The following is a 23,594-nucleotide window of genomic DNA, read 5'->3' on the forward strand; positions in this document are numbered from 1 at the left end:
GACACGTTTTACTATTCTTGAATAGTCTTTTATAAGGAGTTTTGGTAAAACCTAATTTTTAACAATTAGTCTTTTACTGTCCAACCCCTAGCAACTATCTTTTGTTAATATCAATGTATTCACGGTTTACTTCTCCGATATAAACCTGGCGCGGACGGCCGATAGGCTCTTTGTTGTCACGCATTTCTTTCCATTGCGCGATCCATCCTGGAAGACGTCCTAGCGCAAAAAGAACGGTGAACATGTCCGATTCAAATCCTAATGCACGGTAAATAATACCAGAATAGAAATCTACGTTCGGGTAAAGCTTACGTTCTACAAAGTAAGGGTCGCTCAGTGCAGCTGCTTCTAGTTTTTTCGCGATCTCCAACACTGGATCATTAATACCTAATTTTTCCAAGATATCATCACATGCTTTTTTGATGATTTTAGCACGCGGATCGAAGTTTTTGTATACACGGTGTCCAAAACCCATCAAACGGAAAGGATCGTTTTTGTCTTTCGCTTTCGCTAAGTATTTTTCAGCATCACCACCATCGTTTTTGATTGCTTCCAACATTTCGATTACCGCTTGGTTAGCGCCCCCATGTAGCGGTCCCCAAAGTGCATTGATGCCCGCTGAAAGGGAAGCATATAAGTTTGCATTCGATGAACCAACCATACGTACCGTTGATGTGGAACAGTTTTGCTCGTGGTCAGCATGAAGAATCAATAGTTTGTGCATAGCACTTACCACTACAGGGTCAAAAATTGTTTCGCCTGTAACCTCACCAAAAATCATTGTTAAGAAGTTTTCGATGTAACCTAAATTGTTTTTAGGGTATACGATCGGGTGACCTAATGATTTTTTCTGTATCCAAGAAACAATCGTAGGCATTTTACCTAGGATGTTAATTATTGTTTTGTTTTCTTCTTCTTGTGACACATTTGGGTTAAGCGATTCAGGGTAGAAAGCAGATAATGCTCCTACTAAACAAGAAAGCTGACCCATAGGGTGGGATTTTGATGGGAAGCCAGCGAAGAAATTTTTCATATCCTCGTGGATCATCATTTGTTTTCTGATATCTGCGCGGAATTTCTCCAATACCTCTTTCGAAGGAAGATCTCCGTAAATCAATAAATAGGCAACTTCTAGGAAGGTTGATTTCTCAGCAAGCTCTTCAATCGAATAACCTCTGTAACGAAGAACGCCTTGCTCACCGTCTAAGAAAGTGATTGCGCTTTTCGTTGCTCCTGTATTTTTGAACCCAGGGTCTAATGTGATGTATCCTGATTGATCCCTAAGTTTCGAGATGTCAACGGCTTTTTCGCTTTCCGTCCCTACGATCACAGGTAGCTCGTAAGACGTACCATCTAAATTTATTGTTGCTTTATCTGACATGCTTATATTTTGACTTATTTGTACAAATGTATAAAAAACCCGATTAAAAAATAATTGTTCAACGTATTAAATAAACATGAAATCGTCATTTTGATGCTGAAAAATAACGACATCATTGCCGAAATGGCAATAATAGGCATTAATTGGGAGAAAAGCTTGATAGTGTAACCACTACACGAAAAAAAGATTTTTTAGATGTTATTATTCAAAAAAGACAGCCTTTTTTTAGGGATAGTTTTTTGTGTGGACTGGGGGAGCTGGTTGTGGTTTATTTTTTTCTTTTCTTTTATTACGATTTTTTCGTAATATTGTATAACGTTAATAATGAAACATGTTACCTATGGAAAAGCTTACGATACAAGAAGAAGAAGCCATGTTGTCTATATGGCAGTTACAAGGTGGTTTTGTAAAAGAAATTCTAGATAATTTAAAAGGAGAGAAGCCTCCTTATACCACCTTAGCTTCGACGATTAAGAATTTGGAGCGCAAAGGATATGTAGAACCGAGGCGTTACGCAAATGCGAATCGTTACGAACCTGTTGTTACAGAAGAGCAGTATAAAGCGAAGTTTATGAACGGTTTTGTGGGGGACTACTTTCGTAACTCTTATAAAGAGATGGTTTCTTTTTTCGTGAAAGAGGAGAAGTTATCTGAAAAGGAGCTGACAGAAATTATGGATATGATTAAAAACAATAAATCTTAAGATTTATGGAGGCAATTCTAACCTATATCATACAGGTTAATATCCTGTTGGTGTTTATATACCTCGGTTACTTTTTGTTGCTTAAAGGACTGACCTTTCATCCATTGAACCGGGTGTATTTTATTTTGGGAGGTATCTTTGCTTTGCTCTACCCCTTTATGAATATACCGGCCCTTTTCAAAACACACATGGAACCTATCGGTGAGGTTGTTGCATACATTCCAGGTATGTTGCAAACCGAAAAAACGATAGAAAAGGGGATGGATATCCAACAAGTTACTTTGGCGTTGTTTGCCTTGGGGGCCATGGTATTGTTCCTAAAATTAGCCGTGCAACTTTTTAGCCTTATGCGAATACATCGTCACTCTATCGAGGCTTCATGGCGTACATATGTATATCGTAATGTGTTATTTCCTATTGCCCCGTTTTCGTTCTTTAATCGCATTTATGTGAATGCGAAACAACATGAGGAAAGCGAGTTGTATGATATTTTTGAACATGAACAGATTCATGTGAAAGGGTTACATACGCTGGATATTATTCTTTTTGAAGCCATTTTGATTCTCTGTTGGTACAATCCGGTCGTATGGCTTTTACGAAAGGCGGTAAGGCAAAATCTTGAATTCTTAACCGACCAGTATGTGTTGAATCAAGGAGTTGATAGGCAGACATATCAATATTCACTACTTCATGTATCAAAGCAAGGAGCGACCGTAGGGGTGGGCAATCAGTTTAATTTTAAACTACTTAAAAAAAGGATTACCATGATGAATAAGAAAAGATCTTCTGCGCTGGAATTAAGTAAATATGCATTCCTTTTGCCTGTTTTGATTTTTGTTGCCGCGGCCTTCACCGTAACGAAAGCGGATGAAAAAATTTCGGAGGTGGTGCTATTGGCCAAACAGACGGAGGTTAAAGATTTGCAACGTGTCCTGCAGCAAAAGGATACTGTAAAAATTATTGCAGTAACCGAAAAGGATACGGTTAAAGGTAAATTTATAGGTCTCGCTGTACAAGACGAAGGAACGGTTGTTAAAAAAGCTACAGAGGCCGGTGTTACGGACACTACGGCCAAGAAAACGCAAAATGTTTTTATTTTTCGTACCAATGGTAATGTCCTAGAAAAAGGAAAGCCTTTAGCCGTAGTAGATGGCAAATTGATGGATCCGATGTTCGAAATTAATGAGATCGATGCGAATACAATTAAGGAGATAAGTATAATTAAAGGGGAAGCGAGCACCAATATTTATGGTCCTGAAGCAAAGAATGGAGTAATCTATATCACCACGAAAGGTGAGGGAAAGAATAACGAGGTTGCACCGACTCAAAGCTATCGCTTCACGAAGGAAGGAGATACGAAATCTGGAACCGCGACCATTCTAGGGACAAGCATGCAAAAACATACGAATGATTCTATCAATAAAAGGAATGCTTCCGACCCGAAAATGAGTATTAGAATTGGGCCGGGAGGAAACGGGCCAAAACCACTCATGGTCATTGATGGAGTAGTGCAGGAAGATTTTGATGCTGCTGCAAAAACGTTAATACCAGAAAATATTGCTTCTGTTACGGTGCTAAAAGATAAGCAGTCAACGATGACTTATGGTGCAAAAGGTGAGAATGGAATTCTTATTGTGACGACCAAAGAAGGGGAAAGAGTTAAAGCTGCCAAGGCGGAGTAAAAAAAGAAGGGCTTATCAAATTGATAAGCCCTTCTTTTTTTACTTTGTATCTTTCTTTCCGAAGATACTTAGACGCAGATATTTTCCAGGTCTCTCTTTTAAGTCTTTAATCAGACCATCCAATTCAGAACTTGCGCTGTTCAAATTGTTGTATAGGTTCTCGTCGTGCAATAATAAACCAATAGATCCTTCACCCTTATTAATTTTCGCTGTAATAGCCTGTACATCCTTCATCGCCTGGTTAGCGTTATCTATCGTCGCTTTAATCTCTGTTTTTGAAAGATCGCTTGATAAATGATCCAGGTTCGCCAAAATGCTGTTGATCTTATCGTTGTTGTTTTTAAAGTTGTTGGTAATCGATTCTAAGTTCTGCATAATTTTAGCCAAACGTACCTTTTCACTGCCCATCAAACCTTCCACATCATTGGTTATTTTTTCCATATTGTTTAACGATACAGAAATACTTCGTAAACTACTCTTGAAGTCACGTTGGAATTCTGCGTCCAAAGCAGAGTTTACCGCCGATAAAACAGAGTCTAGTTTGACGACCAGATTTTCTACCTTTTTTTGCAAAGGTTCTACTTTCTCTAAAAGGTTGGCTTGTACATCAGATAGTAAAGGGTCGCCGTCATTAGCGAGTGTTTTACTATTTCCTAATTCAAATACAATAGCTTTGCTTCCTAATAAATCTGCACTAACAATTCGCGCAACAGTATTGGAAGGGATATCGTAATCATTTTTGATTTTGAAGTGGGTGCGGATCTTGCCATTGTTCAACAGTGCTAATTTAGAAACACGGCCAATTTGGTATCCATTTACAACAACAGGTTTGGAAACCGTAAGTCCATCAACATTGTCGTAATCCGTATAATATTCATTCTCGCTGCTGAATACATCATTGCCCTTCAAAAAATTGTAGCCTATAAATAATAATGCTAGGGCCACAATAGTGATTATGCCTACTTTCGTTTCGTTCGATATCTTCAAAATACTTTTTCTATATGTTCTGATTATTTGTTTACTATCTCCAACAAACTAATCTACTAAAAGTTTATCGTTCTGCAGCAGTTTTATATGTTTTTACGGCATTGAGTAGCCCAGTAACAATCTCTTCTTGACCTGCAGATGACATCATGTATTCTTCTTCGTCGGGACTACTGATGAAACCAATCTCGGTTAATACGGCTGGCATACCTGCTGTTTTAAGTACTGCTAAAGAGAGTTCTTGCACACCACGGTTTACACGAGATACACGTACATATTCATCCTGCATATAAGACGCCAAACGGATGCTCTCTCGGCGGAATTGACTCTTTAGCAATTGAAAAACAATCATCGAAGAAGGGTCGCGGGGGTCAAATCCACCATAATTCTCTTTGTAGTTTTCTTCCATAAGGATGGATGCGTTTTCTCGAATCGCAACATCCTGATTCCCCAGCCTATTAAAACCAAGTACGAATGTTTCCGTTCCACGAACGGATGGTTTTCTTACCGTAGTGGTTGTATAACGTCCGTTACGACCTTTGACGCGCTGGTCTGAATCGGCCGAGTTGGCGTGGATTGAAATAAACAAATCCGCGTTGTGTTTGTTGGCTATGGCAGGGCGTTCAAATAGTGGGATAAAAACATCGGTACTGCGTGTGAAAATAACTTTGACATCAGGGAGTTCTTTTTCAATGCGTTTACCTAGTTTCAGAGCAACCTCCAAAACAAGTTCTTTTTCCTTACTCTGACGTCCTACAGCACCGTCATCGCGACCACCGTGGCCAGGGTCTATTACAATGGTACGTACCTTTGAAAGTCCTTTTTGCGGAGCTTGTGGCGGGTCTTGTGGTACAACAGAAGATGTTGAAATCGTAAGGATAAAGATTGATATGAAAAGAGAGCTTGCGCGGTAGATGTAATTTTTTTTAGTCATTTGTATTAAAACCTTATTGTGGCCGTTTAAAATTATAGCAAAAATAGCGATGCAAAAATTATTATTACTTCGAGCTTATCTAATAACTCTTTGTATCTGTTTTTTGACTATTTTTGCCGATAGAAGTTTAAATTCACACAAAAATAACATTCGTAATTCACTTTGAAGGCTTTAACTTGTTTTTTCTGTAGTTTTTTGTTCGTTTTTATTAGCTTAACAGCTTCTTATGGACAAGTTGTAGCCCCAGCTAAACAAGCTGTAAGTACCATTGGTAAGGATACGACCAAGGTTACGACCGATACCTCGAAGAATCATTTGCGCGATACTCAAGGGAGAGATACTGTTATTATGAAAGATCAAGACGGTCTGGAAACGGTGGTTACCATTGTGGCGAATGACTCCTCTTGGAATCAAGTGAGTAAGAATATTCTTCACCTCTATAAAGGTGCAAAAGTGAAATATCAAGATTTTGAGCTCTCTGCAGACTATATTCGCTTGGATCGGAATACCAACGAATTGTTTGCTAGCGGTGTTTTGGATCATAATGGTAAATATATAGGAAGACCGGTTGTTCTGTTTCCGAACGATACACCCAAATCTGTCGACTCTTTACTGTATGACTATAAGAAGAAGGAGGGAAATACCTATGGTATCATGACGGAAGTCGACGGTGGATTTATCCAGGCAAAGATCCTTCGAAAAAACCTGTACGACGAGATGTCGCTCTACCACGGGATGTACAGTACCTGTAATTTGCCATTCCCACATACGCACTTTGGATTACAGATTTCCAAAGGGGTGGTAACCAAAAATCAAATTATTGCCGGACCATCGTACTTAGTGGTTGAAAATATACCGTTAAAATTTATTGCTATTCCTTTCGGATTTTTCCCGAAAACCAATAAGCGATCATCTGGTTTTCTGTTCCCTTCTTTTGGGGAGGATGCCTCGCGTGGTTTTGCACTCCGGGATATCGGGTGGTATTTAGCATTTAACGATTATTGGGATAGCGAATTGCGGGGAAGTTTCTACTCCAAGGGATCTTGGGAAACTAACATCCGAACGAATTATCTTGTGAACTATAAGTATAGTGGTGGTTTCAATATCCGTTATGCGTCGACGAAAGTGGGGATTGAAGGTACACCAAATTATGGGGCTAATAAAGATTTTAATGTTACCTGGAACCATACGCAACGTCAGGAAGCAAATCCGGGGACCTCGTTTTCTGCCTCGGTGAATTTTGGTACAGGATCATACTTTCAAAATACAGGGTTTAACCAGACTAATAGTATCCAAGATGTCGTACGTAACAATATGTCATCGTCCATTGCTTATGGTCGGGTGTTTGCCGATGGGAAGGTCAATTTTACGTCGAGTTTAAGTCACCGTCAGGATATCAGTACCGGACAGGTTGATCTTGAGCTACCATCCTTTAGTTTAAACGTTTCTACCTTTAACCCATTCGATTCAAAGAATCGTGTCGGCGAGCAGAAATGGTATCAGCGTATCACTGTTGGATATAGCTTACAGGGAAGAAACTCGATTTCGGCAGGCGACTCTGTGCTTTTTACCAAAGAAGCATTATCGAAATTTACCAATGGTTTTCAACATAATATTCCCATCAGTTTAAACCTGAATGCTTTTAAGTATTTCCAGTTTAATACATCGGTAAACTATACGGAGCGTTGGTACCTGCAGTCTATTCGTAAAGGATTGACCAACGAGGTTGGTGGTTTTGTGGAGGTGAAAGATACGGTACAGGGGTTCCGTCGTGCTTACGACTATTCTTTATCGACAGGTCTTTCGACCAAGATTTATGGCTCGTACCCGAAGATGGGAAAAATCGAAGCCATTCGCCACATTGTTACGCCTTCTATCAACTTGAACTATCGTCCGGATTTCTCGGATCCACGTTATGGTTTTTATAAGGATTACATCAATAAAGATGGTATATCGCAAAAATACTCTGTCTTTGAAGGGGGAATATATGGCGGACCGTCAGCAGGTAAATCCATGGGGATAGGATTCTCCGTTGATAATAATATTGAAGCGAAAGTCCGAACGAAAAATGATACGACAGGAAAAGGATTTAAAAAGATACCATTAATCCAGGGCTTGACCTTTAGTGGTAACTATAACTTTATGGCAGACTCCCTTAAACTTTCTACCATTAGTTTCTCGGGACGAACGTCGCTCTTCAACCAAAAGATCAATTTGAATTTCAATGGTACGTTTGATCCATATGTCGTGAATAGCGAAGGGGTGCGTATCGATAAATTTGCGATCAAAGAAGGTAGCTTGGCACGATTGACCAACTTTGGACTTTCATTTGACTACAGTTTAAATCCGAATGCCAATAAGAGCCGAAATAATAATATTGATTCTTTGCGCAACCAAATGCCAAATATGACGCAAGAGCAAGCACAGGCTTTAGCGCGTATCAGTACCGATCCGAATGCGTTTGTGGATTTTAATATTCCGTGGAATTTGAATGGTTCCTTTAGTATGAACTATAGCAAACGTTGGGATAGTAATGTAAAGCAGATGAAGAATGATATCACAGCCACGGTGAATATCAACGGAGATGTTAACCTTACACCGAAATGGAAGGTGCAATTTAATTCGGGATACGATTTAAAACAACAAGCTTTATCGCTGACGCGTTTCAGTATTTATAGGGATCTACACTGCTGGGATATGTCGGTTGGATGGGTGCCTTTTGGACAATATAAAAGTTATAATATTACGATTCGAGCCAAGTCATCAATCCTGCAGGATTTGAAACTTACTAAGCGCGAGAGTCATTATGTATACTAATCATTTTCAGCTTTATGAAAGCAGAAATTATAACCATTGGCGACGAGCTCTTAAATGGTCAAGTCGTAGATACAAATTCAGCCTGGATGGCACAGCATCTTGCTCCGCTGAATATTCGTGTTGTACAAATAACTTCTATTTCGGATAAGAAAGAGGCGATTGAGGAGGCTTTGGAGGCAGCTAGTCAACGGGCGCAGATTGTTTTGGTAACAGGCGGATTGGGACCTACGAATGATGATGTGACCAAAGAAACAATCGCTACTTATTTTGATTCACCCATCATTCGGGATGAAGAGGTATTACGTCATGTGGAGCGACTTTTTGCAAAGTTTGGCTTTGCAGATATGCCACCCATTAATCAAAAACAAGCGGATGTCTTGGCCGATGCAGATGTTCTTTTTAATGATGTGGGGACTGCACCGGGGATGTGGATTGAGCGGGATGGCTGTGTTTTCGTTTTTATGCCTGGCGTTCCCTTCGAAATGAAATATCTGATGCGAGAGCGGGTCCTTCCACGATTCGCGGCTTTTTCGGCACGTGAGATAACCCATAACGCTTATATTTTAACCGTTGGGATTGGTGAATCTCACTTAGCACGACAGATTGCAGATATTGAAGATAACCTTCCTGATTATATCCGATTGGCCTATTTACCTAAAATTGGCCTGGTGCGCTTGCGGCTGACCGCTAGTGGGACGGATGGTGCACTGTTGGAAAGAGAAACGGCGACCTTCGTAGATCAGATCACCGCACGTTTGGAAGGCCATATCGTAGGCCATGATGCACGCGACTTTGAGGAAATAATCGTAGAAAAGTTTACCGAAGCAGGGGTTACCTTAGCGACAGCCGAGAGTTGTACGGGGGGGGCTGTTTCTGCTTCCATTACGGCCATTCCAGGTGCAAGCCAAATGTTCAATGGGGCTGCAGTGACGTATGCAAATAGCGCTAAGCGAAATGTATTAGCGGTAGCTGAAGAAACGTTGATGCAGTTTGGTGCGGTGAGTGAACAAACAGTAATGGAGATGGCGCAAGGTGCAAAACGAGTTTTTCAGACTGATTATGCAATTGCTACGAGTGGCGTTGCAGGTCCAAGCGGAGGAACGGCAGAAAAACCAGTTGGTATGGTATGTGTCGCTGTTATAGGTCGTTATGGTCGGGAAGTCACAACTTTTCAATTTACCAACGATAGAAAGATTAATATTGAGCGAACAGTTGCGATGTCCTTAAATATGCTATGGAACCTCTTTAGCAAAGAGGTAAAAATGACCTAGAATAATATTTTGATTTATCTTTTTATTTAAATATTATATTCTGTTTATGGGTATTGGTCGGATTAATTTTTAACTTAGTAATTCATTCAACGAACTTAAGAAATATGGGTATATACAAACTGCTACTTCCGAAGATGGGAGAGAGTGTTTCTGAAGCAACGATCACACGCTGGTTGAAAGAGGTGGGAGATGTGATTGAAGAGGATGAGTCTGTCATTGAAGTAGCGACAGATAAGGTGGATTCTGATGTGCCGTCGCCTGTAGGTGGAAGGCTTGTCAAGAAAATTTTTGCAGAAAATGAAGTCGCTCAGGTTGGCGATATTATTGCACACATCGAAGTAGACGGGATGGACTCTTCTGAGGAAACCGCTGCGAACGTACCTGCTGTTGCAAAAGAAGAAGTTCCTGTGGCGCAGTCTACATTTGTCGAAGAGGGGGCTGATGAAACTGTAACGGAAGAGTTGGTTATTCCTGGCACGGAGTTGCTTAAGGAAGATGTTTCGACACCGACAACCATACATTCTACAAATCGTTTCTATTCACCTTTGGTGAAAAATATTGCGCAAGAGGAGGGATTGAGTCAAGCGGAACTAGACGGTGTATCGGGCACTGGTGCTGACGGACGTGTAACGAAGCAGGATATTCTAAACTATATTCAGCAACGCGCTCAAAGTCAAGGGATAGTGAAAGCGGATAAGCCTGTAGTACAGTCTCCTGTTGACAACAGTGTAGCGCAAAGAATAGCACAGCCCGCAGCGGAAACGGTGAAACCTGTAGTGAGCGGTGGTGATGAGATTATAGAGATGGATCGCATGCGTCGCCTGATTGCTGACCATATGGTGCAAAGTGTGAAGACTTCACCCCATGTCGCATCATTTGTAGAGGCCGATGTAACGAATATTGTGAATTGGCGTAATAAAGTAAAGGATAGTTACAAGAAGCGAGAAGGCGAGAATATTACTTTTACACCGATTTTTATTGAGGCAGTTAGTAAAGCATTGAAAGACTTCCCTATGGTCAATGTTTCGGTGGATGGTCATCATATCATTAAACGGAAGAATATCAATATTGGTATGGCAGCAGCTTTGCCGACGGGTAACCTTATCGTTCCCGTAATTAAAAATGCGGATCAACTGAGCCTGGTCGGACTTAGTAAGTCTGTTAATGACTTAGCAACGCGTGCACGTGCGAATCAATTAAAGCCGGATGATATCCAGGGAGCTACGTTTACGTTTACCAATATCGGTGCTTTTGGTAATATTATGGGGGTACCGATTATTAACCAGCCGCAGGCGGCAATCATAGCCGTGGGAACCATTAAGAAACGTCCTGCTGTACTTGAAACGGAGCATGGTGATGTGATTGCAATTCGCCACATGATGTATATTTCCATGTCGTATGACCACCGTGTTATCGATGGCGCACTCGGAGGAACGTTTTTAAAACGGGTTGCCGATTACCTGGAAGACTGGGATATAAATCGAGATATATAAAAAACAAACAGGGCATTTTCTAGAAAATGCCCTGTTTGTTTTTCAATGCTATTGTGAGCCTATCTGCGGTTGTCTCAGGTTCGCAACAAAAAAATATTCTTCAAACTACTTTCCAACTAATATCCTACAAACTTACGATGACGATAAGGTGGGAATTGCGCAATTAGGAAGAGGTCGGTAACTACTATTCAGCTTCTAGCTTCCCTTAAGCTACAAAAGTCGCCTGATGAATTATTGCGACCTGTAGAGACTTGCCTTTGCACAGGCCTGCCCTGCAAAAATTCCTAGCGACAAGATTTTGATTACTTTTGTCTTCAAAAGTAAGATGCCCGGCCGGCATAGAGGCCATATGAAAAACACTATTGGCTTTATGCTAGCGCGAGCATATCTACGGCAGGCAAGCTTTTAGCTCATGTCCTCCCACTTCACACTTAACCTACTTAGTCAACCTGCCAATCATTGTTTTATAACGGAAGAATAATAAAATGGATGAGGTCAACAAACCCAGTGTTAGGCCATACCATACTCCCTGAACCCCCATATTCCATGTGATTCCCATCACATAGGCGGTCGGTATACCAATAACCCAGTAAGCAACGAATGTGATTAGTGTGGGTACATTTACATCGCCCATACCTCGCAATACACCTAATCCAACCACCTGTGTTCCATCAAATAATTGGAATAACCCCGCGATTAATAAAAGTTGAGCCGATATCGCAATAACCGCCTTGTCATCACTGATAAGCATCGGTAGGTACTGATTGAATACGGCAAAAATCAAAGCACAAAAGATCATGAAAATAAGAACGAGATGATACGATACTGTTGCAAACTTCTGTACACGTAACATATTTTCTCGACCATAGCTGTGTCCAGTTTTAATCGTTGCTGCCGAGGCAATTCCACTAGCCATCATATAGGTCATCGCTGCTAAAGTGATGGCAACTTGGTGACTCGCTTGCTCGACGGCCCCAATTTTTCCAGCAATCAACGATGCTGCAGCAAATGCTCCAACCTCAAAAACATACTGCATGGCTACTGGAGCACCGATTTTAAAGATACCTTTCACCGTTTCCCACTCTATATGGAATATTTTGAAGTATGCTGTATAGCCTTTAAAACGATGCGACTTTAAGACATAGGCTGACATAGCAATCATCATTAACACGCGATCTATTAATGTTGCATATCCAACACCAACGATCCCCATTGGCTCTATCCCAAAGAAACCCTTCACAAAAATAATAGCAAGGATAATATTCAAGACATTTCCCCAGATTGTGATGTTCATCGCTTGTTTGGTGAATCCTAACCCCTCGGCAAATTGCTTGAAAGTATTAAAAACCATTAAAGGAACGATCGACAACATGAGGATGAAGAGATACGGCTTGGCTGTCTCTACGACCCGAGGGTCTTGGTCTAGATGGTCTACGGCATACATAGAACCGAAATCAACGACAAAAAATAAAACAATAGCCGTGATAATATTTAACCACAAACTATTGGAAAGTAAACGCCCGCACTTCTCTTTATCTCCTTTACCATTCGCCCGTGCAATCAACGGGGTAAGACCATAGGCAACTCCAATACCGATGACCATCACCACAATAAAAACCGAGTGTACTAGAGAAACTGCTGCCAATGGGATGGTTCCTGCAAATTTCCCGACAATGACTGTGTCAGCCGTCTGGACCAAGGTTTGCCCAAGTTGCGAAATAATGACAGGCCCAGCCAATGCAAAAGCACTCCAATAGAAATGCTTGTTTTGTTTGTAGTATGTATTCTGCATAATGAATCCGCAAAAGTACGTATTTAGTTTTAACGGAATCTCCACGAAGCGTGTCTCGAGGACGAATTGCCAATTCTTTTACTTTTGGATGTTTTATTGAAATATCCATAGATAACTAAAATATAAATACGAAATATTATAGCGGTATTCGGTATAATCGTTTAAAAGCGAATCGAAGCACATAGGAAATGTTACTAAATATTTACAACTAAACGTTGATGAATAATAAATTTACACTTACCTTAGTCGCATAATTTTTGATAAAAAGAGAAGAAAAATGACTTTAGGATTCTTAAATATTGGTACGCAGGAAATGATTTTTATTGTAATCATTATCTTGTTATTGTTTGGAGGAAAGAAGCTTCCTGAATTGGCTAGGGGTTTAGGTAAAGGTATTCGGGAGTTTAAAGATGCTTCAGAGGGTATTAAAAGAGAAATATCTGATCAGATTAATAATTTCGAAAAGGATTTGGATGTAACGGTTGAAGATAAACCGGCTTCACAGCAAAATAAATCAGCTACAATTGCGCAAGAAATCAATGAGCAAAAAGAGGGGGAGGCAACAGAAGGAACAGCTGATGAGGGAACAGAAGAGAAAAAGGCTTTCCCTCAATTTAGTACACCAGATCATGCTGTGCAGCATAACCCAGGTCAGCAACCTGGTGATGAACATTACACCTATGGTTACCAAGATCACTTCGCTTCAGACAAAATAGAAGACGAAAATAAAGAAACGGAAACAGCGAAAGCTTCTTCCGAAGGTGATCAAACAAAAAACGTATAAAATTATTTTTTTTAATATAGCGAAGAGAGGCTGAATTATAAGTCTTAATACTCGTCATTGCGAACCCGAGGGATTGGGGTGTAGGAATCTTTAGAGGCGATAAACCGAAGGAGATGGCTATATCGAACCTTGCCGCAGTGACGAGTTTTTAAGTTTTTTGAAGGCAACTCTTTTTTTACTTTAAATCGTATGGGATACGAAATTATTATTTCGAATGAGTTAGGGATAACAGGAAAACAAGTGCTCACCACACTTGGATTGTTAGATGAAGGTGCTACTGTTCCTTTTATCTCGCGGTATCGTAAAGAGATGACAGGTAGTTTAGATGAAGTGCAGATTACGGCGATTCGAGATCGCGTACAGCAGCTGCGAGATCTAGATAAACGTAAAGAGGCGGTTCTGAAATCAATTGGTGAACAAGGAAAATTAACACCAGCGTTAGAAGCTCAAGTTTTAGGTGCTGAAACCATGGCGCTTTTAGAGGATATTTACTTGCCATACAAACCAAAGCGCAAAACTCGCGCTTCCATGGCCAGAGAGAAAGGGTTACAACCACTAGCTGATCTATTGTTAGAGCAGGAACGTATCGATGTTTCTCAACAGGCAGAAGGTTTTATCAGTGAAGAAAAAGGCGTATCTACCATCGAGGAGGCGCTTGCTGGTGCTCGGGACATCATTGCAGAACAAATTGCAGAAGATGCCGAGGTACGTACGCGTGCCCGTAAGATCTTTTTAGATCAAGGTCAGTTTGTTTCACGGGTTGTGGCAGGTAAAGAAGACCAAGCTATTAAATATAAAGACTACTATGAATGGTCTGAGGTGTTGAAAGATGCTCCCTCACACCGGGTGCTCGCGATGCGTCGCGGAGAGAAGGAGGAGATGTTGTATTTGGATATCCAAGTGGATGAACAAGCGGTAGTTCCAGTCATCGAAAAATTACACCTTAAAGGTAACAACGAAGCAGCCAATCAAGTACAATTGGCGATTCAAGATAGCTATAAGCGTTTACTTAAGCCTTCGATGGAGACTGAAGTTCGTGTGGTAACCAGACAAAAAGCGGATGAAGAAGCTATTCGTGTGTTTGCGGACAATGTACGTCAGTTGCTGCTTGCGGCGCCTTTAGGGCAGAAGCGTTTGTTAGCAATTGACCCGGGTTTCCGTACGGGGTGTAAGACGGTGGTATTGGATGCACAAGGTACGTTATTGGAGAATACCGCAATCTTTCCGCATAATGGTGCTGGTGGTCTTGCAGAAGCGGCCAAGACCATTGAACACTTGGTAAAGAAATATGATGTAGAAGCTATTGCGGTTGGAAATGGTACCGCAGGACGGGAAACGGAAGAATTTGTACGTAAACTTGGATTGCAAGGGGTAACATTAGTAATGGTGAACGAATCGGGAGCTTCCATTTACTCGGCATCGGATGTTGCGCGTGAAGAGTTTCCTGATTATGATGTTACCGTTCGGGGCGCTGTTTCTATTGGGCGTCGATTGATGGATCCGTTAGCGGAGTTAGTGAAAATCGATCCTAAATCTATTGGGGTAGGTCAGTACCAGCATGATGTGGACCAACAGAAGTTACAAACAGCGCTTGATGATACGGTTATTTCTTGTGTAAATGCGGTGGGTGTGGAATTGAATACTGCCTCAAAGCAGATTTTGGCGTATGTATCAGGGCTCGGTCCTTCTTTGGCGCAACAGATCGTAAATTACAGAGGAGCTAATGGGCCTTTTAAATCACGTAAGGAATTGAAAAAGGTACCGCGTTTAGGAGATAAGGCATTTGAACAGGCTGCTGGGTTTTTACGGATCCGCAATGCCGAGCACCCGCTGGATGGTTCAGCCGTTCACCCGGAAAGATATTCGCTGGTAGAGCAAATGGCGAAGGATTTAAATGCGAAAGTAACGGATTTGTTAACGGATGATACCTTGCGTAAACAGATTGACCTGAAGAAATATGTAACAGAAGAAGTGGGGCTTCCGACGTTAAATGATATTCTTGCAGAGCTTTCGAAACCAGGGCGTGACCCACGTGAGCAGTTTGAGGAATTCTCTTTTACGGACGGCGTGAATAAGATTTCGGACTTAAGAATAGGTATGCGTCTTCCAGGGATTGTTACGAATATCACGAACTTTGGTGCTTTTGTTGATATTGGCGTACACCAAGATGGTTTAGTGCATTTAAGCCAATTAGCGAACCGTTTTGTGGCAGATCCGAATGAAGTGGTTAAAGTGCAGCAAAAAGTAATGGTGACGGTTACAGAGATTGATGAGCGTAGAAATAGAATTGGTTTGACGATGAAGACTGAAGCACCAAGACCAGTAGCGAAAGGTAAAGCGAAACCGCGTCAAGAGGAGTCTGATATGGCTTCTAAACTTGCTGCATTAGCAAGCAAGTTTAAGTAGGACGGATGGAGGATCATGTCGAATACAAGAATTTGTTTTTACTGACTGTTCCAAAATAAAGGATATAAAAGGTAAAAGGGCGAAAAATTTTTCGCCCTTTTACCTTTTATATCTATATTCAACCATGACAATAACCGAATTTACCGACACATTAAAAAACGCCACACCGCCGGAGGGGCTATCCGTTCAGTTACGGGCACTTTGGTACGATGGTAAGGGAGATTGGCAACAAGCACACGATTTAGTTGATCAGCTCAGTGACCCACAGTCGGCACATGTGCACGCCTATTTACACCGGGTAGAGGGCGATCAATGGAATGCAGGTTATTGGTACGATCGGGCTAAACAGCCCGTCTTTAAAGGATCGTTAAAAGACGAGTGGACAGCGTTGGTCAAACAACTACTTTAAGGGACCTTGCGTCGCTGTTGAATCAACGGGGAGAATATCCTTCTTATCCCGCTTGTCATTCCAGATCCACATCTTCCGCCAGAACTCCGATAAACTATTAAACTCCTGTCTGTATACCACACCGGCAGCACTGATATAATCACTATACGGTGTAAAAAGGAAATTACGTGTATTTAATCGGTTGTAAGCACGTAGGATCAGACTTCCATCTTTCCGTAACTTAAACGTCACCTCCGCGTCAGTTGCTACTTGATCGGAGAACGGCGTCAAGTCCGTCATCAAGGTGTTTTTACTGCGATCACTTACGCCTCCTGTAAGTGTCAAACGATCATCGAAGAAGCGTAGGGACGCTGAAGCATCATTGAAGGATCGGATATTCAGATCGAAGAAGTTCATATTGAGCGACTGCGAAATAATACTGTTCAACTGATTGAAAGCAATCTCCGTTCCGGCCGAAATTAAGGTGTTATTCACTTCCTTACCAAACTCCTGCGTCGAAGCAGGTGTGAAGCTTCGCCTGACAATCAAACTGATCGCTTGCTGGTTGATGTTATTCCCATCTAAGAAGTAACTCTGTAACTCATCCTTGATATACGGATCCTGAGGAAAGGTTAAACCAAACGATATTTCCGGCTGAGAAAGTGTTCCCTTCAACATCATATCCGCTTGTGCCAATACACGATCGTTATTTTCAGTACGCCCTGCAGCATTGTATAGCGGACCTACCGAGGTACGTTGCTGGTAGCTTGCCGCAAGGTTGACCACCGCTTCGGAAGGATTTCCAGCCCAACGTATAGTCCCGCCTTCTTTCAAGTCAAAATACTTGTTGAAAAAATCTTGCGCAGTAAAGTGAAACTTACCCGATAGAATGTGATAATCTCCAAACATCTCAAAATCCCCCAGATTAGAAATTCGTAACGATAGATTACCTCGGCCTGATCCTTTGAGGGAACCAACATTGTTTTCCAAGTTTATTTCCGCATCCGGTGTAATGTTCAAATCCATATTCATGGTTAACCCTTTGAAAAGCTTCCGTTGCGCAGCCTCTTTATTTTTCGTGGAGTCTGTACTGGTGAAATAGATAAAGTCATTTTCACTCACTTTCAAGGAGCTGTTAAAAGGAATTGTGATGGCGGTATTAGGGTTTGAAGTTGCATCGATCGCTATATTGATAGCTGAAGTAGGTCCCTTAAATCCAAACTTACCACTGGCAAAAGCTGTCCCAAAGAAAAGCTCATTATCTTTTCTTGTGGTGTTCAGTATTTGTAGATTACTTGCTACAACATTAATATTTAGTGTCGGGTCAGCCAAGGTGTTTAAGTCTACTGTTCCACTGCCTATGGCTGCCATGCCTTTTGAATCTGTAAAACGAAGGTTATTTAAGTGGATAATATTATTATCGATAAAGGCATTTTGATTGGCCATATTATACTTCGTTTGTAGGTAATTTACCATAAACGAAGCATCAATTATCTGTGCAGAACCACTGATGACAGGATGATTCAATGTTCCTGTGATAGCAATATCGCCGCTCACTTTACCATAAAGGTTAGATACGAGCGTTTTTAGAAAGGGTTGCACAACGAGTAAATCTGTTTCTTTTATTTTACCTCGGAGCTGTAGCGCATCGGTCTTGGATCGTACGTCGTAATAACCGGATAGTTCCACACCTCGACCATCAATATTCTGTAAGGTAGAAATTAGCTTTACCAATCCCGTTTGCGGCTCATAGTCTGCATGGATAGCGAGAATACCGAGAGGTAGATTGTTATAGGTAATCGGTGTTGTTGTAATATGTGTGGAAAAATTAGGTCGCTTAAAGACGGAATTTAATTTAACATCACCATTTAAATGGCCTTGTAAATTTATTCCCATTGGGCTTGTAATCCCCGAAAAAGAAGCAAGATTAAATTCCTTGAAAGCAAGGATGAGGTTGTCCGTCTCATCGTCCGACAATACCCCATTGATTAATACTTCTTGCCGGTCACGTTTGAACAGTAAGTTGTTTAGGTAAAATTTACCCTTCGATACACGTAGATCAGCCTCTTTACTAATATCCCAATGCTCGTTATTCAATACGATCTTAGATTGATCAAAACGAATATAGGCCGGTTTGTTATAGGCAAAATGGATATTACCGTTTAGCAGTAAATGATTAGGACGACTCTCTTCGGATAGTAGAATATTAAAGTGAAGGCTATCGTTCGCTAGTGTATTTTTGATTCTTATATTATCGACATAAACAGAATCAGAAAAACTTATCCTGTCGGCATCTAAATTTAGATCAAATGTTTTATTATCTGCGTCCTCATCAAGTTTTAGATTGGTAACAGTTATTCCTTTGTAGGTCAGGATCGGACTAAAAGCCTCGAACCGTGCGAGATAGTTTTGTGAAGAGAAGCTCGCATAAAGCGTTGCTCCGTTATCGAGCTTTAGGTCGGGGTCAAATAATGCGGAGATGGGGTCAAACGACTTTATTTTTACATTGAGGTCAAAGTTCTGCGGGTTATAGGGTTTGGTGTCAATATTAATCGCTGGTGCATAGCGCATAGCTAGCGAGGTGAAGTAAGCACCAATCGAGTTTAAGTCTATTTGTCCGGCCATCACCATATTAAGTACATCCGAATCAATACGAAGAAGTTTGGATTGCTCGTTCCCGGAGGACTCGAACTGGAACTTTCCGATGGTGAAATCTCCTCTAGTGGAACTCAGGGAAATTTGGTCAGCCTTTACAAAGCCTGTCAGGTTGTTCAAGGTATTTCCTTGCAGTTCTGCATTGACATCGGTTTGACGAATAGTGATGCTATCTTTTGACAGCAGATGGGTTTGCTTTAGCGATAGGTGGTCGATGGTCGAAGAGAAGTTGTACAAGGTTTCTGTTGTTGACCAATCTACTGTACCATCGAAAGCTAATTGGGCATGTGTGTCTTCCACGTGACCAACTGCCGTTAGTTTGTTGGCTAAGAGTGCACCCTCAAAATCGATCTGTGTATAAGGGTAGTTTTTGAAAAAGAAAGAATTGGCGCGTCCCGAAAGCTCGAGTTGCACGTCTTTTGAATCCGTAATTCGACCGTCAAATTTGACATCCAGACCGCTACTGCCTATTTCTGTTGTTTTAATAAATTTACCCAGCTCAAAGGACGGACTTTGTGCATTGCCGGCGAACTGTAACGTAGGTTTTATGCGGATATCACTCACCGTTCTAATGTGTCCAAGTTCTGTTTGTGCAAGTCCATCTGCATGAAAGTTGTGGTAATAGCCAGATAGTTTACCACTATACTGTACCTGACCAAAGGCATCTAAGTGCTCAGGTAGCATAAAATGAGGTAGATTCCCTAATTGAGGGACAAGTGTTTCCACATCCTTGCTGTTTGTGCTTAGATTCGCCACATCGAGATTGAATATTGTCTTCTCGATATAGGGCAATCCATCGATTGTAAAGTTTGCCTGTAAACTTGTTGCTTTTCCTGTTTTTAGGTGTACGTTTTTTGCACGGATATGTTCCACAGTACCATCTAATGTGGCTTCTTGTATTTGGGTCGCAAACTGCACAAACTTCATGTCTGGGGCAAAAAACTCGATATCACGTGAGTCTACCGTGCTATTTTTTAATCGACCCTCGACTCGTACTTTTTCTATAAAATCTTCAAAATCCGAGAATTGATTGTAGTAGAGCCCTACATGATGCGATAGTTGTGATCTGTTGGTCTGCAAGAGAAGGTTCGTAAACAACATATGTTTATTAGAAACCACAGATTGAGCGGTTAGGTTTTTGAGGTGAAGACCAGATTTTTCCTTAAAGGTTAATTGATGTACCTGTGCACGGATCTCTTTTTTTGTTATGTTGATATCTTCAAATGCGCCATTGATATCGGTAAGTTCTAAGTCACTGAAGTCGACACCACGATTATGATGTTTGTATTGGTGATTGGTCAGCTTAAAATAACTATGTTGCAGTTTAAGTTTGTGGAGGTCCAATTGAAGACCCGCAGGTTTCTCGCCTTTGTCTTTCTTAGGTGGATTGAAGTAATCAACGAGAAAGCTGAAATTAGTACTGTCTTTATAAATCTCATAGTTTACAAATCCATCGTCCAGGTGTAATGCGATAACGGAGATTTTGTTATCAAAAAATTTCACGAAGGATAGATTGGCGCGTATCGATTTAACGGCAATCATCTTCTTGCCTTGTCGGTCATCTACGCTAATATTTTTGAGCTCGAGGGTATTGAAGGGACTGAAGTAAACACCATCGACTGTAACTGTGGTTTTTAATTCTTTACTGAGGTATTTAGCTACTTTCTTGGAGGCGTATTGTTGTACTGCTGAAAAATGTAACGACACGGTTAAGGCGACTAGTAGTACTAGGATACCTAAAAGGGACAGCAGCGTTATATTTAGTATTTTTTTGATATTTTTGTATTCTATTAAACTCTCTAAAAATGGCAGTTATACTGGGGATTGAATCATCCTGCGATGAAACTTCCGCTTCTATATGTATAGACGGTGAAATTAAGTCAAATATTATTGCGGGTCAAGCAATTCACGCAAATTATGGTGGGGTTGTTCCGGAGCTTGCCTCGCGTGCACACCAACAAAATATAATACCAACCGTCGATCAAGCGATACAACAGGCAAAAATAAACAAAAATGATATAGATGCAGTAGCTTTTACGCGTGGACCAGGACTTTTAGGTTCGCTTTTGGTAGGGACGTCCTTTGCGAAGTCTTTCGCCCTTGCGCAAAATATTCCCTTGATTGAGGTGAATCATATGCAAGCGCATATATTAGCGCATTTTATCGAGGACCCTAAACCGGCTTTTCCGTTTCTATGTTTGACGGTGTCAGGGGGACATACGCAGATTGTATTGGTCAAAGATTATTTTGATATGGAACTGCTTGGTCAAACACTGGATGATGCTGCCGGAGAGGCGTTTGATAAGACGGCGAAAATATTGAATCTACCGTATCCCGGTGGGCCGCTTATCGATAAGTATGCGAAAGAGGGCAATCCATTGGCTTTTGCATTGCCGGAACCGCAGATTGCGGATCTCAATTTTAGTTTCTCTGGGTTGAAGACAGCCATTCTTTATATGGTACAGGCGCAAGAAAAGGAAAATCCTAATTTTCTGGCCGAAAATATGGCAGATGTATGTGCCTCTGTACAGCAACGTATTGTGACGATTTTGCTCAATAAACTAAAGAAAGCGGCGAAACAAACTGGAGTCAAAGATATTGCGATTGCAGGAGGTGTTTCTGCTAATTCTGGACTCCGCAGCGGTTTGGTAGCTATGGGCGAAAAGTATAAATGGAATGTCTTTATCCCGAAGTTTGAGTATTGTACGGATAATGCTGCTATGATTGCAATAGCGGGGTATCAGAAATTTTTGAAATCGGATTTTGTCGGTCAAGATATATCTCCATTGGCGCGGATGCATGTGTAATGCTGGATGTTGCAGGTATAAAAAGATAAGGACATCGGTGGAAACATCGATGTTTTTTTTGTTTATGGAATTCTTAACATTCCATCATCCTCATAGAAACGAGTATAAACCCTTTAATCTTTTCGTTATGTGGAACAACAAATTAAATATCTATGAAAAAGAGTGGTTAGCGGTTGTGTTTTCTTCCCGTAATCAAAGCTATGGCGCATACGATTTACGACGTTATTCTTCGGTTGCGACAAACAAGGCGCTTTTGACGGTGTTATGTGTGGTGGCACTCCTAGTCGTTTGGAAAGTTGGATACGACCGCCTCCCAAAATCGACAGAAATGAGAGTGGTAGAATATGAATTACCAACCATAGAAGAGATCGTTGTGCCAGATCCACCTGCTAAGGAAGAGCCATTACCCGCTGTAGAGGCTCCGATTCAAAAGATTGCTCAAGATCCTCCAGCACAAGATTTGATTCGTTACGTTGAGCCGAAGGTGACGCATTATAGTAAAGTAACGGAGGATGTTGCTTCTCAGGATGAATTGAAAACGAAGATGTCCGCTCGTATCACGTTGAAAAAAGTGGCTGGCGGTAGCTATGTGGCACAGGGGGAGTTTGGTCCGAAGAAAGAGATGGGAGGAATCACAGGTAATCTCGATGGAAAAGAGGTCGGTGGAAGGGCCAGTGAAAGTACAATTCCTTTTACTTCGGTAGAGATCATGCCTAACCCACGTGGTGGTATGGCGGAATTTGTCAAGTGGGTAGGGGCGGGATACAGGTATCCAGATGCGGCCTTGGAACAAGGCATAAAAGGAAGCGTGGTTATCTCCTTTGTTGTGGAGACTGATGGCTCTTTGACAGATATTAAAGTGGTACGCGATCTAGGTTTTGGTACAGGAGAAGAAGCTATCCGCTTGTTAAAAAAGGCTGCAAAATGGAGCCCTGGCATTCAGAACGGTCGACCTGTACGTGTGAGCTATACGCTGCCGATTACATTGAGTACCATATAAAATACGACCAACTACGAAATCCCAACTATCAACAATGAACTACGAACTATCAACAATGAACTACAAACTATCAACTACTAGGAACGCCCTACTACTAACAGTTTATTTAGCCACATTTGAATAATAGCTGAAATTTCATAACGCTCTTCGCTGGCAAACTTGAACATTACACTTTCTATTGTTGTGGTCATATCGGAATATTCTGGGAAGTCTCCCTCAATATTCCGATAATCAGATAAAATTTCAATGAGGTAGCAATGGATATCATATTCAACAAATTTATTTTGATGATTGTTAGTGGCTTCCAGCCATTCGTATTCGGAGCTGAATCCAGAAAGGATATGCTTGTCACAGACCCGCTTATAGGTTAATCGAGTTTCGATCAACTCTTTACGGATAGATTCTTTTTTGCTTATTAACTCATCAAATATAGAAGACAGCTTACCCTGTATTTCTGTCTCCTTAGAAATAATAGTCATAACCTAAAAATTTGCTGA

16 protein-coding genes are annotated in these 23,594 nt (G+C 41.2%); 10 read left to right on the forward strand and 6 right to left on the reverse strand.

Going from position 1 to position 23,594, the window contains the following annotated elements:
- Window positions 1-94: 94 nt before the first annotated feature.
- Window positions 95-1,381, reverse strand: coding sequence for a citrate synthase (locus tag B9Y69_RS15035; protein ID WP_085473802.1), 1,287 nt, complete (start codon window positions 1,379-1,381; stop codon window positions 95-97).
- Window positions 1,382-1,721: 340 nt separating this feature from the next.
- Between B9Y69_RS15035 and B9Y69_RS15040 the strand changes: the two genes are divergently transcribed.
- A complete protein-coding gene (locus B9Y69_RS15040) occupies window positions 1,722-2,084 on the forward strand; it encodes a BlaI/MecI/CopY family transcriptional regulator (protein ID WP_085473944.1) in 363 nt (120 codons plus the stop codon).
- A 5-nt stretch (window positions 2,085-2,089) separates the two neighbouring features.
- The gene (locus B9Y69_RS15045) at window positions 2,090-3,766 is read left to right on the forward strand and encodes a M56 family metallopeptidase (protein WP_085473803.1); all 1,677 of its coding nucleotides are present in this window, start codon (window positions 2,090-2,092) and stop codon (window positions 3,764-3,766) included.
- Window positions 3,767-3,805: 39 nt separating this feature from the next.
- Here the strand turns inward: B9Y69_RS15045 and B9Y69_RS15050 are convergent, their stop codons facing one another.
- Both B9Y69_RS15050 and B9Y69_RS15055 read right to left on the reverse strand, forming a co-directional pair.
- Entirely contained in the window at window positions 3,806-4,753 is a 948-nt protein-coding gene (locus tag B9Y69_RS15050; protein WP_085473804.1) for an MlaD family protein, read from the reverse strand.
- A gap of 64 nt (window positions 4,754-4,817) precedes the next feature.
- Window positions 4,818-5,684, reverse strand: a complete 867-nt coding sequence (locus tag B9Y69_RS15055; protein ID WP_085473805.1) for an N-acetylmuramoyl-L-alanine amidase family protein — start codon at window positions 5,682-5,684, stop codon at window positions 4,818-4,820.
- Between the two features lie 348 nt (window positions 5,685-6,032).
- Here B9Y69_RS15055 and B9Y69_RS15060 point away from each other — a divergent pair, with 348 nt between their 5' ends.
- The 3 genes from B9Y69_RS15060 to B9Y69_RS15070 all read left to right on the forward strand — a co-directional run bounded on the left by B9Y69_RS15060 (window position 6,033) and on the right by B9Y69_RS15070 (window position 11,265).
- Window positions 6,033-8,501, forward strand: a complete 2,469-nt coding sequence (locus B9Y69_RS15060; protein ID WP_234991267.1) for a putative LPS assembly protein LptD — start codon at window positions 6,033-6,035, stop codon at window positions 8,499-8,501.
- A gap of 14 nt (window positions 8,502-8,515) precedes the next feature.
- The gene (locus tag B9Y69_RS15065) at window positions 8,516-9,772 is read left to right on the forward strand and encodes a competence/damage-inducible protein A (protein ID WP_085473806.1); all 1,257 of its coding nucleotides are present in this window, start codon (window positions 8,516-8,518) and stop codon (window positions 9,770-9,772) included.
- Between the two features lie 104 nt (window positions 9,773-9,876).
- Complete coding sequence (locus B9Y69_RS15070; protein ID WP_085473807.1) at window positions 9,877-11,265, forward strand: dihydrolipoamide acetyltransferase family protein; 1,389 nt, start codon at window positions 9,877-9,879, stop codon at window positions 11,263-11,265.
- A gap of 436 nt (window positions 11,266-11,701) precedes the next feature.
- Here B9Y69_RS15070 and B9Y69_RS15075 read toward each other — a convergent pair whose 3' ends face one another.
- Complete coding sequence (locus B9Y69_RS15075; RefSeq protein WP_085473808.1) at window positions 11,702-13,057, reverse strand: MATE family efflux transporter; 1,356 nt, start codon at window positions 13,055-13,057, stop codon at window positions 11,702-11,704.
- 277 nt (window positions 13,058-13,334) lie between these two features.
- On the opposite strand from B9Y69_RS15075, the gene B9Y69_RS19380 reads away from it, so the two are divergent.
- The 3 genes from B9Y69_RS19380 (at window position 13,335) to B9Y69_RS15090 (ending at window position 16,656) form a co-directional block, all read left to right on the forward strand.
- Window positions 13,335-13,841 (forward strand): Sec-independent protein translocase subunit TatA/TatB, encoded by a 507-nt coding sequence (locus B9Y69_RS19380; RefSeq protein ID WP_085473809.1) that lies wholly within the window; start codon window positions 13,335-13,337, stop codon window positions 13,839-13,841.
- Window positions 13,842-14,030: 189 nt separating this feature from the next.
- Window positions 14,031-16,247 carry a Tex family protein gene (locus B9Y69_RS15085; RefSeq protein WP_085473810.1) on the forward strand — a complete coding sequence of 739 codons (2,217 nt, stop codon included), beginning with the start codon at window positions 14,031-14,033 and terminating at the stop codon, window positions 16,245-16,247.
- 124 nt (window positions 16,248-16,371) lie between these two features.
- Window positions 16,372-16,656: a hypothetical protein gene (locus B9Y69_RS15090; RefSeq protein WP_085473811.1), complete on the forward strand. Its 285-nt coding sequence runs from the start codon at window positions 16,372-16,374 to the stop codon at window positions 16,654-16,656.
- Here the strand turns inward: B9Y69_RS15090 and B9Y69_RS15095 are convergent.
- Window positions 16,648-21,102: a translocation/assembly module TamB domain-containing protein gene (locus B9Y69_RS15095; RefSeq protein WP_449448551.1), complete on the reverse strand. Its 4,455-nt coding sequence runs from the start codon at window positions 21,100-21,102 to the stop codon at window positions 16,648-16,650. The genes B9Y69_RS15090 and B9Y69_RS15095 overlap by 9 nt on opposite strands.
- Between B9Y69_RS15095 and tsaD the strand changes: the two genes are divergently transcribed.
- Both tsaD and B9Y69_RS15105 read left to right on the forward strand, forming a co-directional pair.
- Entirely contained in the window at window positions 21,096-22,097 is a 1,002-nt protein-coding gene (gene tsaD, locus B9Y69_RS15100; RefSeq protein WP_085473813.1) for a tRNA (adenosine(37)-N6)-threonylcarbamoyltransferase complex transferase subunit TsaD, read from the forward strand. The genes B9Y69_RS15095 and tsaD overlap by 7 nt on opposite strands.
- A gap of 127 nt (window positions 22,098-22,224) precedes the next feature.
- A complete protein-coding gene (locus tag B9Y69_RS15105; RefSeq protein ID WP_085473814.1) occupies window positions 22,225-23,097 on the forward strand; it encodes an energy transducer TonB in 873 nt (290 codons plus the stop codon).
- A 77-nt stretch (window positions 23,098-23,174) separates the two neighbouring features.
- Here B9Y69_RS15105 and B9Y69_RS15110 read toward each other — a convergent pair whose 3' ends face one another.
- The gene (locus B9Y69_RS15110) at window positions 23,175-23,576 is read right to left on the reverse strand and encodes a hypothetical protein (protein ID WP_085473815.1); all 402 of its coding nucleotides are present in this window, start codon (window positions 23,574-23,576) and stop codon (window positions 23,175-23,177) included.
- Window positions 23,577-23,594: the final 18 nt, after the last annotated feature.

This window comes from Sphingobacterium psychroaquaticum, assembly GCF_900177625.1.
Taxonomy (GTDB): Bacteria; Bacteroidota; Bacteroidia; order Sphingobacteriales; family Sphingobacteriaceae; genus Sphingobacterium; species Sphingobacterium psychroaquaticum.

Coding starts and splice junctions, on each gene's coding strand:
- B9Y69_RS15065 (WP_085473806.1), top strand. CDS start 8,516: ATGAAAGCAGAAATTATAACCATTGGCGACGAGCTCTTAAATGGTCAA.
- B9Y69_RS15085 (WP_085473810.1), top strand. CDS start 14,031: ATGGGATACGAAATTATTATTTCGAATGAGTTAGGGATAACAGGAAAA.
- B9Y69_RS15055 (WP_085473805.1), bottom strand. CDS start 5,684: ATGACTAAAAAAAATTACATCTACCGCGCAAGCTCTCTTTTCATATCA.
- B9Y69_RS15040 (WP_085473944.1), top strand. CDS start 1,722: ATGGAAAAGCTTACGATACAAGAAGAAGAAGCCATGTTGTCTATATGG.
- B9Y69_RS15035 (WP_085473802.1), bottom strand. CDS start 1,381: ATGTCAGATAAAGCAACAATAAATTTAGATGGTACGTCTTACGAGCTA.
- tsaD (WP_085473813.1), top strand. CDS start 21,096: ATGGCAGTTATACTGGGGATTGAATCATCCTGCGATGAAACTTCCGCT.
- B9Y69_RS19380 (WP_085473809.1), top strand. CDS start 13,335: ATGACTTTAGGATTCTTAAATATTGGTACGCAGGAAATGATTTTTATT.
- B9Y69_RS15070 (WP_085473807.1), top strand. CDS start 9,877: ATGGGTATATACAAACTGCTACTTCCGAAGATGGGAGAGAGTGTTTCT.
- B9Y69_RS15090 (WP_085473811.1), top strand. CDS start 16,372: ATGACAATAACCGAATTTACCGACACATTAAAAAACGCCACACCGCCG.
- B9Y69_RS15110 (WP_085473815.1), bottom strand. CDS start 23,576: ATGACTATTATTTCTAAGGAGACAGAAATACAGGGTAAGCTGTCTTCT.
- B9Y69_RS15075 (WP_085473808.1), bottom strand. CDS start 13,057: ATGCAGAATACATACTACAAACAAAACAAGCATTTCTATTGGAGTGCT.
- B9Y69_RS15105 (WP_085473814.1), top strand. CDS start 22,225: ATGTGGAACAACAAATTAAATATCTATGAAAAAGAGTGGTTAGCGGTT.
- B9Y69_RS15060 (WP_234991267.1), top strand. CDS start 6,033: ATGAAAGATCAAGACGGTCTGGAAACGGTGGTTACCATTGTGGCGAAT.
- B9Y69_RS15045 (WP_085473803.1), top strand. CDS start 2,090: ATGGAGGCAATTCTAACCTATATCATACAGGTTAATATCCTGTTGGTG.